A 16998-nucleotide genomic window follows, 5' to 3' on the forward strand; every position below is an offset into this window, starting at 1 on the left:
TCAGGCCTCCAGAGCGACGGCGGTTTCGGCCAGGTCACGCCATTCGACCAGTTCCGGAATGCCCGGCTTGCGCGCGCCGAACAGCTGCACCACCAGCTCGCCGGCGGCATCGAACGCCTCATAGCTGGTGATGATGCCGTCGTAGCTGGGCCTGCGTACGCGCCACAGCTCGACCACGCCCGATGTCTTCAGGTGCAGGTTGAACTCGGGATCAAGCACGTTGAACCAATCGCCCATCCAGCGCAGGTTGCTCACGGTGCCGGAGTGGATCTGAATGCAGTGCGGGTTGCCGACGAACACCATGATCGGCACTTCACGCGCCCCCGCTTCTTCCAGCAGCCTGGGCAGCTCGCCGGTGGCCAGCGGCTCGGCCCACTCGCGACCGGCCAGGCGCAGGGCCTGGGTGCGCGCCACGTCATGGCGCTTGAGCATGGCGAAGAAGTGATGGGTGTCCTGCAGCTGCACCCAGTCGGCGCGCAGGGCGGCGGCATCCACTTCGGCATCGGCACGCGGGGCCTTGGCCGCGGGTAGCGGCTGCAGGTCCAGCTCGGCGCTCTGCACCTCGGCACGGAAACGCTCGACCAGCGGCGCCCAGGCCGCCTCTTCGCTGCGCTCGGTCAGGTAGACCTTGTGCACGGCCGTGCCCTGCCGGTCGAACACCTGGATGCTGCGCTGCAGGCCGCGCTCGGTCTGCTCGGCGATGGCGAACACGCTGGCCCACTGGGTCATGAACAGGCGCAGGTCGATATCGGCGGACACCACCAGGCCCATGGCGCCGTTGGCGCTGACCGAGACCTCGCGGTAATGGCCCTTGCGCTCGTGCACACAGTGCTCGTTACGCGTCAGCGCCATGATGTAGCCCAGCTCGCCCAGGGCCGGCAGCAACGTGGCCCAGTCAGTGCGCAGGCGCACGGCATCCACGCCGAGGCGGCTGGCGGCCAGCTCGGCCTCGCTGACGCCGAGCCGGGCGGCAGCCTCGCGGGCACGCAGGCCGGGTTGCGCGGCACGCAGGCGCTGCCAGTCCTGGTAAAGATGGCTGGCATTGGAAAGGGTGATCGGCATGGTCATGGTGCTACCTCTTGGCGCTGTTTGGCGAGCACGCCCCCTACCCCCATGGATACGGCGGCTCGTTCGAGTCGACGCAGGCTACACCAACAACAATCATTTTCCAATGCTTGTGAGAATTGTTTGCATTTGAAGAAAGCAATCCAGTAACGTGCTGCCCGCCAAATCCACCGGCCACCAAGAGCCATTTGCGGGAGTCATGCCATGCCCACCCCACCCTTCGCCCTGCGCCCCTGGCTGGCGCTGTTGCTGCTCAGCCCGTCGCTGGCGTTCGCACAGACCAGCACCGGCAGCGCCACGCTCGACACCACCCTGGTCACCGGCAATGCCGTGCAGGAAGAGCTGCCCACCACCACCCGCACCGACGCCAAGACCCTGGACGAGCGCCAGATCCGCAGCTTCGATGATCTCGGCAAGCGCGCAGAGCCCGGCGTGAACTACAGCCGCACCAGCGAGAGCATCAACATCCGCGGCCTGGACCGCGACCGCGTGCTGACCACTCTCGACGGCATCCGCGTGCCCTGGCTGACCGATGGCGCGCGCAGCCAGGGCCCGACCGGCGGTGCTCAGGGCGGCCTGGATTCGATCGACTTCAACGGCTTGTCCGCAGTGGATATCGTCCGTGGCGCCAACTCCAGCCTGGTGGGCTCAGGCGCCCTGGGCGGCGCCGTGCAGCTGTTCACCCTCAACCCGGAAGACCTGCTGTCCGAGGGCAAGGACTTCGGCAGTCTGGTCAAGAGCGACTACGACAGCGCCGACCATAGCTGGGGCCTCAACGGCGCCCTGGCCGGCCGCTACCAGGACACCGCGTGGCTGCTGCAGGCCGGCCAGCGCCAGGGCCATGAGCTGGAGAGCGGCGGCGATGCCAACAGCTACGGCACCCGCCGCAGCGAAGCCAACCCGGCCGATACCGAACAGCAGAGCCTGCTGGTCAAACTGCAGCAGCGCTTCGACGGCGGCCACAAGGTCGGCTTCACCGCCGAGCTGTTCGAGCGGCAGAACGACATCGACAGCCGCACCAGCCAGGGCAGCACCTATCTGATCGGCGAAAACAGCACCGAGGAACACAACAAGCGCCAGCGCCTGTCCGTCGACTACGCCTTCCAGGCCGAGGACGACCAGGGCCTGATCGACAGCGCCAACGCCATCGTCTACTGGCAGAAGCTGCGCCGCCATGACGACCAGAACGGCGTGCGCGCCGCCGACAGCCGCGCCGCCGTGCCGGACTTCCTGTTCTTCGGCCTGCCGGGCAATCCCTACAAGTACCCGAGCGGCAACTTCGGCCGCGACAACCAGATCGAGAAAGAGCTGTACGGCGTCTCCGGCAATCTGGGCAAGACCCTCGATATCGCCGGGCTGTCGAACAGGCTGACGCTGGGCGGCGAGCTCTACCAGATCAACACCGAGCAGGTTTCCGAGGGCTACGACAACTGCCCGGGCTTCAGCATCTCGCCCAGCCATCCGATGTACATGGGCCCGGCCGCCTGTGACTTCCTGCACACCAACCAGGCCGACATGCCCAAGGCCGAAGGCACCCAGTGGGCACTCTACGCCACCGACGAAATCAGCTTCGCCGATGGCCGCGTCAAGCTGACCCCGGGCCTGCGCTATGACCACTACCAGCAGGACCCGAAAGCCACCGGCGACTTCGCCAACAACATCAACCCGGCCAACGACCAGACCCTGCAGGCCAGCAGCGACCATAAGCTGTCCGCCAGCCTGCTGGCGACCTGGCAGGTGGCCGAGGAAGCGCTGCTCTACGCGCAATGGGCCCAGGGCTTCAAGGCGCCGGACGCCACCCAGCTGTACATGAACTACGGCGCCGAAGGCAGCTACCTGCGCCTGGGCGACGCCGACCTCAAGCCGGAGGAAAGCAACGGCTACGAGATCGGCGCGCAACTGGGCAACGACAAGCTGGGCGGCTCGCTGAGCCTGTTCGACAACCACTACAAGAACTTCATCGACGATGACGTGGCGATGAGCACCGCCGAACTGGCCGCCATCGGCCTCAGCGCCGCCGACTACCCGATGGGCGTGACCCGCACCGAAAACCGCGCCCGCGTGCAGATCTACGGCGCTGAGGTGGCCGCGCACTGGGAGTTCGTGCCGCACTGGAAGCTCTGGGGTTCCGTGGCCTGGGCCAACGGCGAAGACCTGGAAAGCAACCAGCGTCTGAGTTCGGTGGCGCCGATCACCAGCCTGCTCGGCCTGAGCTACACACGAGACCAGTACGGCGCCGACCTGATGCTGCGCGCCGCCGCGGCCCGCGACAAGGTGGAGAACGCAGGCGACTTCGAGGCCCCAGGCTACGGCGTGGTCGACATGACCGGCTGGTGGCAACCCGCCGAGCTGAAAGGCTTGAAATTCCAGGCCGGCCTGTTCAACGCCCTCGACAAGAAGTACTGGAACGCGCTGAACGTGCCCACCGGCACCCTGGCGCAGCCGGACGACTACTACAGCGAGGTCGGCCGCAACTTCCGCGTTTCCGCCTCCTGGCAGTACTGAGTTCCACTTCGCGCAGGGATGCGCGCCCCCACGCCCATGCGGGATAATCCCCGCTCCGGCGTGGAGATGCTCATGATTCATCTATGCGCCCCGGATGAGCTGGTCGAAGGCCAGAGCCGGGGCTTTGTCGTTGCAGGGCGCAAGGTGCTGGCGGTACGCCGTGACGGCCGCGCCTATGCCTACCTGAACCGCTGCCCGCATCGTGGCCTGGCATTGGAATGGCGCGCCGACGACTTTCTCGACGCCAGCGGCAGCCTGCTGCAATGCGCCCATCACGGCGCGCTGTTCCTGATCGAAAGCGGCGAGTGCGTGACCGGCCCCTGCGCCGGCCAGACGCTGGAGAAGATCGCCTGCCACGAGGATGCCGCGGGGCTGTGGCTGACGCTCTAGGCGCGCGTGTCGAACCAGTACCAGTACAGCGCCACCTCATGAGCCAGCGCCGGGTCGGCACGATAGACCAGGCGGTCGGCACCACCGAGGACGAAGCCATGGCGCTGGTACAGGCGACAGGCCGGCACATTGGTGCTCTGCGTCTCCAGGCGCACACCGGCCAAGCCGCTCTGCCGCGCCCAGGCTTTCGCGAAGTCGAGCAGCGCGGTGGCCACCCCGCGCCCACGCCAGGCCCGCGCGACCAGCAGCTGGTCAAGCGAGGCCAGGTCGTTCCAGGAGTCGCTCAGCGCCAGCATGCCGACCAGCTCATCACCCTCGCGCGCAGCAAAATACTGGGCCCCGACCGTGTCCTCCAGGTCGCCGATATAGCGCTTGAGATAAGGCTCGACCGCTCGCACGCGGAGCAACCAGTCGCCCTGCTCGAAGCCCAGGTCGTACACCTCGCGCACCTCGAACTCGTTCTCGGCCGCGTCGAATGCCTGCGCCTGCCTGGCGTCCAACGGCAGAATGCGCATCACTCCTCCAGCGCCAGGCGTCGGGCCAGACGCAGTTCGTCGGGAGCGAGCTGCACGCCGTAAGCCAGCATCTCGACACCCGCCGCCCGCGCCTCCTGCCAGGCAGCCGCATAGGTCGGGTCGATTTCCCGCGCCACCCGCACCGCCTCGATGCCGGACAGGTTCACGCAGTACAGCAGCACCGCGCGCACGCCCTGCCGCGCCAGTGCCGCCAGTTCGCGCAGGTGCTTGCTGCCACGCTCGGTCACCGCATCGGGGAAAGCCGCCACGGCCGAGTCGGCATAGCCCAGCGTCACGCTCTTGACCTCGACATAGGCCGGCCCGCCGGCGAACTCCAGGCGGAAGTCGGCCCGGCTGTTCTCCGCGCCATAGCGCACCTCGCGGCGCAGCTCGGAGAAGCCGGCCAGCTCGGCGATCACCCCGTCATGCAGCGCCTCCTCCACCAGCGCATTGGCGCGCCCGGTGTTGAAGCAGGCCAGGCGCCCGTGTGGCGTCTCGCCCAGCTCCCAGGTGCCGCGCAGCTTGCGTTTCGGGTCGTCGCTGCGGCTGAACCAGACCCGCCCGCCCGGATGCAGGCAGTTGAGCATGGAGCCGGTGTTGGGACAGTGGATGGTCAGCGGCCCGCTCGCCGTCTCGATATCGGCGAAGAAGCGCTTGTAGCGCCGCACCAGCCGTCCTTCCTCCAGCGCCGGCTCAAAGCGCATCGGGCTGCCAGGTCTTGAGGCCGCGGGCGATGCGCTCGACCGCCTGCTGCAGGCGCTCGACGCTCTGCGTGTAGGCGAAGCGCACATGGTGCCCGGCCAGGTGGCGGCCGAAATCCAGGCCCGGGGTGAAGGCCACGTGCTCGGTCTCGATGAAGTGCCGGCAGAAGGCGAAGGCGTCGCCGCCGAAGGCGGAAATGTCGGCATATAAATAGAAGGCGCCTTCCGGCTCCACGGCGATGCGGAAGCCCAGCTCGCGCAGGGCCGGCAGCAGGTAGTCGCGGCGACGCTGGAACTCGTGGCGACGCTCCTCGAAGATCGCCAGGCTCTCAGGCGTGAAGCAGGCCAGCGCGGCGTACTGGGCCATGCTCGGCGCACTGATGTAGAGGTTCTGCGCCAGCTTTTCCAGCTCCGGCACCGCGTTCTCCGGCGCCACCAGCCAGCCCAGGCGCCAGCCGGTCATGCCGAAGTATTTGGAGAAGCTGTTGAGCACGAAGGCGTCGTCGTCCACCTCCAGCACGCTGGCCGCATCGCAGCCATAGGTCAGGCCGTGGTAGATCTCGTCCACCACCAGATGGCCACCGCGCTGTTTCAGGCTGCTCGCCAGCGCCGCCAGCTCGGCCTTGTGCAGCAGGGTGCCGGTCGGGTTGGCCGGCGAGGCGACCAGGGCGCCGACGCTGTCGCCATCCCAGTGCCGTTCGACCAGCTGCGGGGTCAGCTGGTAGCGGCTCTCCGGGCCGACCGGCACCAGCTGTGCGGCGCCCTCGACCAGGCGCAGGAAGTGGCGGTTGCACGGGTAGCCGGGGTCGGCCAGCAGCCAGTGCTTGCCGGGGTCGACCAGCAGGCTGGCGGCCAGCAGCAGGGCACCGGAGCCGCCGGGGGTGATGAGGATGCACTCGGGGTTGAGCGACACGCCATAGCGCTGGGCATAGAAGCCGGCCAGCGCCTCGCGCAGCTGCGGAATGCCGCGCGCCGCGGTGTAGCGGGTGTACCCGGCGGCCAGCGCGGCCTGCCCGGCGGCGACGATCGGCGCGGCGGTGCTGAAGTCCGGCTCGCCGATCTCCAGGTGGATCACGTCATGGCCGGCGGCCTGCAGCTCGTTGGCCCGGGCCAGCAGGGCCATGACGTGGAAGGGCTCGATGGCGCGGCTGCGCGCACTGAAGGACTGGGCCATTGGCCTTCCTTTATTGAGGAAAAGGGGGGATTCTAACCAACTACCCTCAGGGCTTGTAGGAAGCGTGACAACCGGGAGTAGCATCGCCGGAATCGATCTGGTAAGTTCGCCCGCTTGCAGCCGCAGGCCCGGCGCCACTTGCCGGCAAAGGAACAGATCCTGCGCAATGGATCAGAGAGAGTGAGAGGCGGTCATCCATGCCCACCAAAGCAAAACAGAACGGCAACCAGCTGATTCGTGGCTTCGAACCCTATAAAGAGAAGAAGGGCGAGGAGTACATGAGCGATCCGATGCGTGCTCACTTCACCAGCATTCTCAACAAGTGGAAGCTGGAGCTGATGCAGGAAGTGGATCGCACCGTGCACCACATGCAGGACGAAGCCGCCAACTTCCCGGACCCGGCCGACCGTGCCAGCCAGGAAGAGGAATTCAGCCTCGAGCTGCGCGCCCGCGACCGCGAGCGCAAGCTGATCAAGAAGATCGACGAGACCCTGCAGCTGATCGAGGACAACGAGTACGGCTGGTGCGACTCCTGCGGCGTGGAAATCGGCATCCGCCGTCTGGAAGCCCGCCCCACCGCGACCCTGTGTATCGACTGCAAGACCCTCGCGGAAATCAAGGAAAAGCAGCTCGGTTCCTGAGTTGCACAACGGGGCGCCACGGCGCCCCGCTTCATTTATGGCCGCCGATAAGCGGGCTGGCGCCAAGTGGCTCCAGCCGATAGCCTCCCGCCCATGAAAGACTCCTCCTACATCGGGCGCTTCGCCCCCACGCCCAGCGGCTACCTGCACTTCGGCTCGCTGGTGGCCGCCCTCGCCTCCTACCTCGATGCCCGCAGTGTCGGCGGCCGCTGGCTGCTGCGCATGGAGGACCTCGACCCGCCGCGCGAGATGCCCGGCGCCCAGGACGCCATCCTGCGCAGCCTGGAAACCTACGGATTCGAATGGGACGGCGCACTGGTACGGCAGAGCGAGCGCCATGCCGAGTACGCCGCGCTGATCCAGCGCCTGTTCGCCCAGGGCCTGGCCTACGCCTGCACCTGCTCGCGCAAGCAGCTGGAAGGCACGGGCGGCATCTACCCAGGCACCTGCCGCAACGCCGGCCATCCCGATCACGATGCCGCCATCCGCCTGCGCGTGCCGGAGCTGGAGTACCGCTTCACCGACCGGGTGCAGGGCGAGTTCCGCCAGCACCTGGGCCGCGAGGTCGGCGACTTCGTCATCCGCCGCCGCGACGGCCTGTATGCCTACCAGCTGGCCGTGGTGCTGGACGACGCCTGGCAGGGCGTCAGCGACGTGGTGCGCGGTGCCGACCTGCTCGACTCCACGCCGCGCCAGCTGTACCTGCAGGAGCTGCTCGGCCTGCCGCAGCCGCGCTACCTTCATGTGCCGCTGATCATCCAGCCGGACGGCCACAAGCTGGGCAAGAGCTACCGCTCGCCGCCGCTGCCGGCCGACCAGGCGCCGCCGCTGCTGGTGCGCGCCCTGCGCGCCCTCGGCCAGCAGCCACCGGCCGAACTGGCCGACGCCACGCCGCGCGCAGTGCTGGACTGGGGCATCGCCCACTGGGACGCCGCGCGCATCCCGTGCAGCCGCACCCTGGCCGAAGCGCAGTTGCGCTGACGCTTTCGCGGCGCGACCGGCTCCCGTACCATCCGGCCATCGCGCTTGGACCCGACCTATGTATATCTACCGACTGGTACTGATCCTGGTGGTGGGCATCTATCTGTTCTCCCCCGCCATCATGGACTGGTGGATCGACCCCCAGGGCGCCTGGTACAGGCCCTACCTGCTGTGGCTGATCCTCATCGTCGTCACCCTGATCCTGCAGAGCCAGCGCGATGCCGACGAGCTTTGACCTCAGCCAGCTGATCCTGATCAGCGCCGCCTACCTGCTGTTGCTGTTCGGCGTGGCCTGGACCAGCGAGAAGGGCCTGATCCCGCGTTGGGTGATCCGCCACCCGCTGACCTACACCCTGTCGCTGGGCGTCTACGCCAGTGCCTGGGCCTTCTACGGTACGGTCGGCCTGGCCTACCAGTACGGCTTCGGCTTCCTCGCCAGCTACCTGGGGGTGACCGGCGCCTTCCTCCTGGCGCCGGTGCTGCTCTACCCGATCCTGCGCGTCACCCGCACCTATCAGCTGTCGTCGCTGGCCGACCTGTTCGCCTTCCGCTTTCGCAGCACCTGGGCCGGCGTGCTCACCACCCTGTTCATGCTGGTCGGCCTGCTGCCGCTGCTGGCCCTGCAGATCCAGGCGGTGGCCGACTCCATCGGCATCCTCACCCGCGAGCCGCTGCAGGACCGCTTCGCCCTCGGCTTCTGCGCCCTGATCACCCTGTTCACCATCCTCTTCGGCGCCCGCCATATCGCCACCCGCGAGAAGCACGAAGGCCTGGTGTTCGCCATCGCCTTCGAATCGGTGGTCAAGCTGATCGCCTTGGGCGGCATCGGCCTCTACGCCCTGTATGGCGTGTTCGGCGGCCCGGCCGAACTGGAGCAGTGGCTGCTGCAGAACCAGCAGGCCCTGGCCACCCTGCACACGCCGCTGCAGGAAGGCCCCTGGCGCACCCTGCTGCTGGTGTTCTTCGCCTCGGCCATCGTCATGCCGCACATGTACCACATGACCTTCACCGAGAACCTCAACCCGCGCGCCATCGTCAGCGCCAGCTGGGGCCTGCCGCTGCTCCTGCTGCTGATGAGCCTGTCGGTGCCGCTGATCCTCTGGGCCAGCCTGAAGATCGGCGCCACCACCAACCCGGAATACTTCACCCTGGGCCTGGGCCTGGCCGTCGGCGACCGCAGCCTGGCCCTGCTCGCCTATGTCGGCGGCCTGTCGGCCTCCAGCGGCCTGATCATCGTCAGCACCCTGGCGCTGTCTGGCATGGCGCTCAACCACCTGGTGCTGCCGGTTTACCAGCCGCCGGCCGAAGGCAACATCTACCGCTGGCTGAAGTGGACGCGACGCGGCCTGATCCTCGCCATCATCGCCGCCGCCTATGGCTTCTACCTGTTGCTGGGCGCCGAGCAGGACCTGGCCAACCTCGGCATTGTCGCCTTCGTCGCCACCCTGCAGTTCCTCCCCGGCGTGCTCTCGGTGCTGTACTGGCCGACCGCCAACCGCCGCGGCTTCATCGCCGGCCTGCTCACCGGCATCGCCGCCTGGACGGTGAGCATGCTGCTGCCGCTGGTGAGCAACCTGCAGGGCGTGCACCTGCCGCTGCTGGACATCGTCTACGTGCTCGACGAGAACAGCTGGCACCTGGCCGCCGTCGGCTCGCTGGCGGCCAACGTGCTGGTGTTCACCCTGGTGTCGCTGTTCACAGAAGCCAGCGATGAAGAAAAAAGCGCCGCCGAGGCCTGCACCGTGGACAACGTGCGCCGCCCGCAGCGCCGCGAGCTGGTGGCCGGCTCGCCGCAGGAATTCGCCGCCGAGCTGGCCAAGCCGCTGGGCGCGGTGACCGCACAGAAGGAAGTGGAGCGCGCCCTGCGCGACCTGCACCTGCCCTTCGACGAGCGCCGCCCCTACGCCCTGCGCCGTCTGCGCGACCGCATCGAGGCCAACCTCTCCGGCCTGATGGGCCCCAGCGTGGCCCAGGACATGGTCGAGACCTTCCTGCCCTACAAGGCCGGCAGCGAGGCCTATGTCAGCGAAGACATCCACTTCATCGAGAGTCGCCTGGAGGATTACCAGTCGCGCCTCACCGGCCTGGCCGCCGAACTGGATGCCCTGCGCCGCTTCCACCGCCAGACCCTGCAGGAACTGCCGATGGGCGTATGTTCGCTGGCCAAGGACCAGGAAGTGCTGATGTGGAACCGCGCCATGGAGGAACTCACCGGCATCAGCGCGCAGCAGGTGGTCGGCTCGCGCCTGCTCAGCCTGGAGCACCCCTGGCGCGAGCTGCTGCAGGACTTCATCGCCCAGGACGAGGAGCACCTGCACAAGCAGCACCTGCAACTGGACGGCGAGGTGCGCTGGCTCAACCTGCACAAGGCGGCCATCGACGAGCCGCTGGCGCCGGGCAACAGCGGCCTGGTGCTGCTGGTCGAGGACGTCACCGAGACCCGCGTGCTGGAAGACCAGCTGGTGCACTCCGAGCGTCTGGCCAGCATCGGCCGCCTGGCCGCCGGGGTGGCCCACGAGATCGGCAATCCGGTCACCGGCATCGCCTGCCTGGCGCAGAACCTGCGCGAGGAGCGCGAGGGCGACGAGGAGCTCGGCGAGATCAGCAACCAGATCCTCGACCAGACCAAGCGCATCTCGCGCATCGTCCAGTCGCTGATGAACTTCGCCCACGCCGGCCAGCAGCAGCGCGCCGAATACCCGGTGAGCCTGGCCGAAGTGGCGCAGGACGCCATCGGCCTGCTGTCGCTGAACCGCCATGGCACCGAGGTGCAGTTCTACAACCTGTGCGATCCCGAGCACCTGGCCAAGGGCGACCCACAGCGCCTGGCCCAGGTGCTGATCAACCTGCTGTCCAACGCCCGCGATGCCTCGCCCGCCGGCGGTGCCATCCGCGTGCGCAGCGAGGCCGAGGAGCAGAGCGTGGTGCTGATCGTCGAGGACGAGGGCACGGGCATTCCGCAGGCGATCATGGACCGCCTGTTCGAACCCTTCTTCACCACCAAGGACCCCGGCAAGGGCACCGGTTTGGGGCTCGCGCTGGTCTATTCGATCGTGGAAGAGCATTATGGGCAGATCACCATCGACAGCCCGGCCGATCCCGAGCGCCAGCGCGGAACCCGTTTCCGCGTGACCCTGCCGCGCTATGTCGAAGCGACGTCCACAGCGACCTGAGTAGTGACCTAGAACCGCCGAGGGGCCACGAGCCCGGCGGATTCGGAGACCGTCGAGAGAACACAATGCCGCATATCCTCATCGTCGAAGACGAAACCATCATCCGCTCCGCCCTGCGCCGCCTGCTGGAACGCAACCAGTACCAGGTCAGCGAGGCCGGCTCGGTTCAGGAGGCCCAGGAGCGCTACAGCATTCCGACCTTCGACCTGGTGGTCAGCGACCTGCGCCTGCCCGGCGCCCCCGGCACCGAGCTGATCAAGCTGGCCGACGGCACCCCGGTACTGATCATGACCAGCTATGCCAGCCTGCGCTCGGCGGTGGACTCGATGAAGATGGGTGCGGTGGACTACATCGCCAAGCCCTTCGATCACGACGAGATGCTCCAGGCCGTGGCGCGTATCCTGCGCGATCACCAGGAGGCCAAGCGCAACCCGCCAAGCGAGGCGCCCAGCAAGTCCGCCGGCAAGGGCAACGGCGCCGCCGCCGAGGGCGAGATCGGCATCATCGGCTCCTGCGCCGCCATGCAGGACCTCTACGGCAAGATCCGCAAGGTCGCTCCCACCGATTCCAACGTACTGATCCAGGGCGAGTCCGGCACCGGCAAGGAGCTGGTCGCGCGTGCGCTGCACAACCTCTCGCGTCGCGCCAAGGCACCGCTGATCTCGGTGAACTGCGCTGCCATCCCCGAGACCCTGATCGAATCCGAACTGTTCGGCCACGAGAAAGGTGCCTTCACCGGCGCCAGCGCCGGCCGCGCCGGCCTGGTCGAAGCGGCCGACGGCGGCACCCTGTTCCTCGACGAGATCGGCGAGCTGCCGCTGGAGGCGCAGGCCCGCCTGCTGCGCGTGCTGCAGGAGGGCGAGATCCGTCGGGTCGGCTCGGTGCAGTCACAGAAGGTCGATGTACGCCTGATCGCCGCTACCCACCGCGACCTCAAGACGCTGGCCAAGACCGGCCAGTTCCGCGAGGACCTCTACTACCGCCTGCATGTCATCGCCCTCAAGCTGCCGCCACTGCGCGAGCGCGGCGCCGACGTCAACGAGATCGCCCGCGCCTTCCTCGTCCGCCAGTGCCAGCGCATGGGCCGCGAGGACCTGCGCTTCGCCCAGGATGCCGAGCAGGCGATCCGCCACTACCCCTGGCCGGGCAACGTGCGCGAGCTGGAGAATGCCATCGAGCGCGCGGTGATCCTCTGCGAGGGCGCGGAAATTTCTGCCGAGCTGCTGGGCATCGACATCGAGCTGGACGACCTGGAGGACGGCGACTTCAGCGAACAGCCACAGCAGACCGCGGCCAACCACGAACCGACCGAGGACCTGTCGCTGGAGGACTACTTCCAGCACTTCGTGCTGGAGCACCAGGATCACATGACCGAGACCGAGCTGGCGCGCAAGCTCGGCATCAGCCGCAAGTGCCTGTGGGAGCGCCGTCAGCGCCTGGGCATTCCGCGGCGCAAGTCGGGCGCGGCGACCGGCTCCTGAGCGGGACGACGGTGACAGGTCTCGCCGCAAAAGGTTCCGCGCCTGTTACCCCGCACAAATATCGCGTAACAAAAGCCGGGTTCATCGGTAACGGGAACCCGGCTTTTTTCTGCCCGCCGTCTGCACCAGAAAATCATAAACCATTGAAAAACAAGTGATTTTAAAAACTGGCACGGCTTCTGCTTTATCTCTGGCACAACAACAATAACAACGCTCGAAACCTCAACAATAAAAACAATACAGAACGACTCCAGCACAACAAAAACAACAACGCGGAGGCGCAGCTAACTGATTCTTTTGGAGAGGATTTGCCCTTGGGGTTCGCCCCACAACCAGGCCGAGAACAACAAAAACTGCACTAAAGCAGCGCCTGCACTGGTTGGGTCACGGAATGATCAAGGCAGCATCAGCATCCAAAGCAATCCGTTTGCTCCTGGTACCCGATTTGGGCTACCCGAAACGGGCCTACAACAAAAACAACAGGCCCGCACAATAATAAAAACAAAGCACGCACCTATTTGGGGGGGAGCTTCGGCTCCCCCAGTAGCTTCACCCCACCTCGCCTTCCCCAGCCTGCCTTTTCCACCATCCCCCTTCCCGATGCTAGAATCCGCGCCAATCCTGCGGCGATCTGCAATTGTGGCCGCCTATCCCTGCAAACAGTGCATCCCATGCTGAAAAAGCTGTTCAAGTCGTTCCGCTCACCTCTCAAGCGCCAAGCCCGCCCCCGCAGCACGCCGGAAATTCTCGGCCCGCGCCAGCATTCCCTGCAACGCAGCCAGTTCAGCCGCAATGCGGTAAACGTGGTGGAGCGCCTGCAGAACGCCGGCTACCAGGCCTATCTGGTCGGCGGCTGCGTACGTGACCTGCTGATCGGCGTGCAACCCAAGGACTTCGACGTGGCCACCAGCGCCACCCCCGAGCAGGTACGGGCCGAGTTCCGCAACGCCCGGGTGATCGGCCGCCGCTTCAAGCTGGCGCATGTGCATTTCGGCCGCGAGATCATCGAGGTGGCGACCTTCCGCAGCAACCACCCGCAAGGCGACGACGAGGAAGACAGCCACCAGTCCGCCCGTAACGAGAGCGGGCGCATCCTGCGCGACAACGTCTACGGCAGCCAGGAGAGCGATGCCCAGCGCCGCGACTTCACCATCAACGCCCTGTACTTCGACGTCAGCGGCGAGCGCGTGCTGGACTACGCCCACGGCGTGCACGACATTCGCAACCGCCTGATCCGCCTGATCGGCGACCCCGAGCAGCGCTACCTGGAAGACCCGGTACGCATGCTGCGCGCCGTGCGCTTCGCCGCCAAGCTGGACTTCGACATCGAGAAACACAGCGCCGCGCCGATCCGCCGCCTGGCGCCGATGCTGCGCGACATCCCTGCCGCGCGCCTGTTCGACGAGGTGCTCAAGCTGTTCCTCGCCGGCTACGCCGAGCGCACCTTCGAACTGCTGCTCGAGTACGACCTGTTCGCCCCGCTGTTCCCGGCCAGCGCCCGCGCCCTGGAGCGCAATCCCGACTATGCCGGCGAGCTGATCCGCCAGGCCCTGGCCAACACCGACGAACGCATCGCCCAGGGCAAGCCGGTGACCCCCGCCTTCCTCTTCGCCGCCCTGCTCTGGCCGGCCCTGCCGGCGCGCGCCGCGCAGCTGCAGGAGCGCGGCATGCCGCCGATCCCGGCGATGCAGGAAGCGGCCCACGACCTGATCGTCGAGCAGTGCAAGCGCATCGCCGTGCCCAAGCGTTTCACCATCCCGATCCGCGAGATCTGGGACATGCAGGAGCGCCTGCCACGGCGCCAGGGCAAGCGTGCCGACCTGCTGCTGGAGAACCCGCGCTTCCGCGCCGGCTACGACTTCCTCCTGCTGCGCGAAGAGGCCGGCGAGCAGACCGGCGGCCTGGGCGACTGGTGGACCGACTACCAGGACGCCAGCGATAGCGAACGCCGCGCCATGATCCGCGACCTCAGCAGCCGCGCGGATGACGGCGACGACAGCGCGCCGGCACGCAAGCGCCGCCGCGGCGGGCGCAACCGCCGCCGCGGTCCGCGCAGCGACGCGCCGGCCGGGGAATGATGGAAAGGGTCTATATCGGCCTCGGCAGTAACCTGGCCGAGCCGCTCCAGCAGCTGCGGGCGGCGCTGGCCGCGCTTGCCGAACTGCCGGCCAGCCGCCTGGCGGCCACCTCCTCCTTCTATGCCAGCGACCCGCTGGGCCCGCCCGACCAGCCGCGCTACGTCAATGCCGTGGCCGCGCTGGACACCGAGCTGGCACCGCTGCAGCTGCTCGACGCCCTGCAGCGCATCGAGCTGGAACAGGGCCGCGAGCGCAAGGCCGAGCGCTGGGGCCCGCGCACCCTGGACCTGGACATCCTGCTGTTCGGCTCACGCCTGCTCGCCGAGGAGCGCCTGACCGTGCCGCACTACCACATGCACGCCCGCGCCTTCGTCCTCTACCCGCTGGCCGAGATCGCCCCGGCCGACCTGCAGCTGCCGGACGGCCGCCGCCTGCCGGAACTGCTCGCCGCCTGTCCCTATGCGGGCCTGGAGCGCCTGGTAACGCCGTAACAGCGCGGTAACACCCGCGATTGACTTCACGCCCCCCCATCGGGACTATAGGCGTCCCGTTGCCCCGAGGCAGCACAGACAGCGCTGCCCAAGAGGCCGAGCAGAGGCGCCACAAGCGCCGCGAAACGGCCCGCTGATGAGGACTCTCCGATGCCTGATGTAACCGTAAGCACCCTGCTGGGCATGAAGCAGAAGGGCGAAAAGATCGCCATGCTGACCGCCTACGACGCCACCTTCGCCCAGGCAGCCTGCCAGGCCGGGGTGGAAGTGCTGCTGGTGGGCGACTCCCTCGGCATGGTCCTGCAGGGCCACGACAGCACCCTGCCGGTGTCGCTGGCCGATATGGCCTACCACACCGCCGCGGTGAAGCGTGGCAACCAGGGCGCGCTGATCCTCACCGACCTGCCGTTCATGGCCTACGCCACCCTGGAGCAGACCTTCGCCAGCTGCGCCACGGTGATGCAGGCCGGCGCCCACATGGTCAAGCTGGAAGGCGCCGGCTGGCTGGCCGAGCCGATCCGCCAGCTGGCCGAGCGCGGCGTACCGGTGTGCGCCCACCTGGGCCTGACCCCGCAGGCGGTCAACGTGTTCGGCGGCTTCAAGGTGCAGGGCCGTGGCGACGCCGCCGCACGCCAGCTGCGCGCCGACGCCATGGCCCTGGAACAGGCCGGCGCGGCCATGCTGCTGCTCGAGTGCGTGCCCAGCGAGCTGGCCGCCGAGATCAGCCAGTCGGTGAAGATCCCGGTGATCGGCATCGGCGCGGGCAATGCCACCGACGGCCAGGTGCTGGTGATGCACGACCTGCTCGGCCTGTCGCTGACCGGGCGTACGCCGAAGTTCGTGAAGAACTTCATGGCAGGCCAGCCCAGCGTGCAGGCCGCCTTCGCCGCCTATGTACGCGCCGTGAAGGACGCCAGCTTCCCCGCCGAGGAACACGGATTCTCCGCATGAACACCGTCAAAACCGTACTCGAACTGCGCGCCGCCGTGGCGCGCGCGCGTGGCGAAGGCAAGCGCATCGCCTTCGTGCCGACCATGGGCAACCTGCACGAGGGCCACGTCGCCCTGGTGGAGAAGGCTGGCCAGCGCGCCGACTTCGTGGTCGCCAGCATCTTCGTCAACCCGCTGCAGTTCGGCCCCAGCGAAGACCTGGCCAAGTACCCGCGCACCCTCGTGGCCGACCAGGACAAGCTGGTCGCCGCCGGCTGCCACCTGCTGTTCCACCCGGACGTGGAGGAGATGTATCCCCACGGCCAGGACGGCCAGACCCGGGTCAGCGTGCCCGGCGTTTCCGAGGGTCTGTGCGGCGCCAGCCGCCCCGGTCACTTCGAGGGCGTCGCCACCGTGGTGACCAAGCTGTTCAACATGGTCCAGCCGGACCTCGCCGTGTTCGGCGAGAAGGACTTCCAGCAGCTGGCGGTGATCCGCACCCTGGTGCGCGACCTGAACATGCCGATCCAGATCATCGGCGAGCCGACCGTGCGCGCCGAGGACGGCCTGGCCCTGTCCTCGCGCAACGGCTACCTGAGCGCCGAGCAACGCGCGCAGGCGCCGGCCCTGTATGCCACCCTGCAACAGCTGGCCGCCTCCATCCACAGTGGCGAGCGCGACTTCGCCCGGCTGATCGACAGCGGCAAGGCCCGCCTGGCGGACGCCGGCCTGCGCCCCGACTACCTGGAGATCCGCGAGGCCAACAGCCTGCGTCCGGCAACCGCCGAGGACCGCCAGCTGGTGATCCTGGCCGCCGCCTTCCTCGGCACCACGCGCCTGATCGACAACCTGGCCTTCGAGCTGTAACCCGCGC

At 67.7% G+C, this 16998-nt stretch carries 15 protein-coding genes; 11 read left to right on the forward strand and 4 right to left on the reverse strand.

Annotated elements, in window-relative coordinates; translation table 11 throughout:
* Positions 1-1068: a hemin-degrading factor gene (locus tag AAG092_RS06870; protein ID WP_373389093.1), complete on the reverse strand. Its 1068-nt coding sequence runs from the start codon at positions 1066-1068 to the stop codon at positions 1-3.
* A 201-nt stretch (positions 1069-1269) separates the two neighbouring features.
* Here AAG092_RS06870 and AAG092_RS06875 point away from each other — a divergent pair, with 201 nt between their 5' ends.
* Both AAG092_RS06875 and AAG092_RS06880 read left to right on the forward strand, forming a co-directional pair.
* Positions 1270-3570: a TonB-dependent hemoglobin/transferrin/lactoferrin family receptor gene (locus AAG092_RS06875; protein WP_373389094.1), complete on the forward strand. Its 2301-nt coding sequence runs from the start codon at positions 1270-1272 to the stop codon at positions 3568-3570.
* A 72-nt stretch (positions 3571-3642) separates the two neighbouring features.
* A complete protein-coding gene (locus AAG092_RS06880) occupies positions 3643-3960 on the forward strand; it encodes a Rieske (2Fe-2S) protein (RefSeq protein ID WP_373389095.1) in 318 nt (105 codons plus the stop codon).
* Here the strand turns inward: AAG092_RS06880 and AAG092_RS06885 are convergent.
* From AAG092_RS06885 to AAG092_RS06895, 3 genes are read right to left on the reverse strand one after another with little or no spacing between them, the layout of a single operon-like run.
* A complete protein-coding gene (locus AAG092_RS06885; protein ID WP_373389096.1) occupies positions 3957-4475 on the reverse strand; it encodes a GNAT family N-acetyltransferase in 519 nt (172 codons plus the stop codon). The genes AAG092_RS06880 and AAG092_RS06885 overlap by 4 nt on opposite strands.
* On the reverse strand, positions 4475-5179 hold the full coding sequence (sfsA, locus tag AAG092_RS06890) for a DNA/RNA nuclease SfsA (protein ID WP_373389097.1): 705 nt from the start codon (positions 5177-5179) through the stop codon (positions 4475-4477). Before sfsA ends, AAG092_RS06885 begins: the two co-directional genes overlap by 1 nt.
* The gene (locus AAG092_RS06895; protein WP_373389098.1) at positions 5169-6350 is read right to left on the reverse strand and encodes a pyridoxal phosphate-dependent aminotransferase; all 1182 of its coding nucleotides are present in this window, start codon (positions 6348-6350) and stop codon (positions 5169-5171) included. Before AAG092_RS06895 ends, sfsA begins: the two co-directional genes overlap by 11 nt.
* Before the next feature lie 197 nt (positions 6351-6547).
* Between AAG092_RS06895 and dksA the strand changes: the two genes are divergently transcribed.
* From dksA to panC, 9 genes are all read left to right on the forward strand, one after another.
* Positions 6548-6991, forward strand: a complete 444-nt coding sequence (dksA, locus tag AAG092_RS06900) for an RNA polymerase-binding protein DksA (protein ID WP_043308772.1) — start codon at positions 6548-6550, stop codon at positions 6989-6991.
* 93 nt (positions 6992-7084) lie between these two features.
* A complete protein-coding gene (gene gluQRS / locus AAG092_RS06905) occupies positions 7085-7972 on the forward strand; it encodes a tRNA glutamyl-Q(34) synthetase GluQRS (protein ID WP_373389099.1) in 888 nt (295 codons plus the stop codon).
* A gap of 58 nt (positions 7973-8030) precedes the next feature.
* On the forward strand, positions 8031-8207 hold the full coding sequence (locus AAG092_RS06910) for a hypothetical protein (RefSeq protein WP_110680926.1): 177 nt from the start codon (positions 8031-8033) through the stop codon (positions 8205-8207).
* Positions 8191-11145, forward strand: coding sequence for an ATP-binding protein (locus tag AAG092_RS06915; protein WP_373389100.1), 2955 nt, complete (start codon positions 8191-8193; stop codon positions 11143-11145). Before AAG092_RS06910 ends, AAG092_RS06915 begins: the two co-directional genes overlap by 17 nt.
* A 65-nt stretch (positions 11146-11210) precedes the next feature.
* Positions 11211-12626 (forward strand): sigma-54-dependent transcriptional regulator, encoded by a 1416-nt coding sequence (locus AAG092_RS06920; protein WP_373389101.1) that lies wholly within the window; start codon positions 11211-11213, stop codon positions 12624-12626.
* 671 nt (positions 12627-13297) lie between these two features.
* Complete coding sequence (locus AAG092_RS06925; RefSeq protein WP_373389102.1) at positions 13298-14704, forward strand: polynucleotide adenylyltransferase PcnB; 1407 nt, start codon at positions 13298-13300, stop codon at positions 14702-14704.
* Entirely contained in the window at positions 14704-15195 is a 492-nt protein-coding gene (folK, locus tag AAG092_RS06930) for a 2-amino-4-hydroxy-6-hydroxymethyldihydropteridine diphosphokinase (protein ID WP_373389103.1), read from the forward strand. The genes AAG092_RS06925 and folK overlap by 1 nt, the downstream gene beginning before the upstream one ends.
* A 150-nt stretch (positions 15196-15345) precedes the next feature.
* Complete coding sequence (gene panB, locus AAG092_RS06935) at positions 15346-16146, forward strand: 3-methyl-2-oxobutanoate hydroxymethyltransferase (RefSeq protein ID WP_373389104.1); 801 nt, start codon at positions 15346-15348, stop codon at positions 16144-16146.
* Positions 16143-16991, forward strand: a complete 849-nt coding sequence (panC, locus tag AAG092_RS06940; RefSeq protein WP_373389105.1) for a pantoate--beta-alanine ligase — start codon at positions 16143-16145, stop codon at positions 16989-16991. The genes panB and panC overlap by 4 nt, the downstream gene beginning before the upstream one ends.
* The last annotated feature ends 7 nt before the right edge of the window (positions 16992-16998 follow it).

Source organism: Pseudomonas alcaligenes (assembly GCF_041729615.1).
Taxonomy (GTDB): domain Bacteria; phylum Pseudomonadota; class Gammaproteobacteria; order Pseudomonadales; family Pseudomonadaceae; genus Aquipseudomonas; species Aquipseudomonas alcaligenes_B.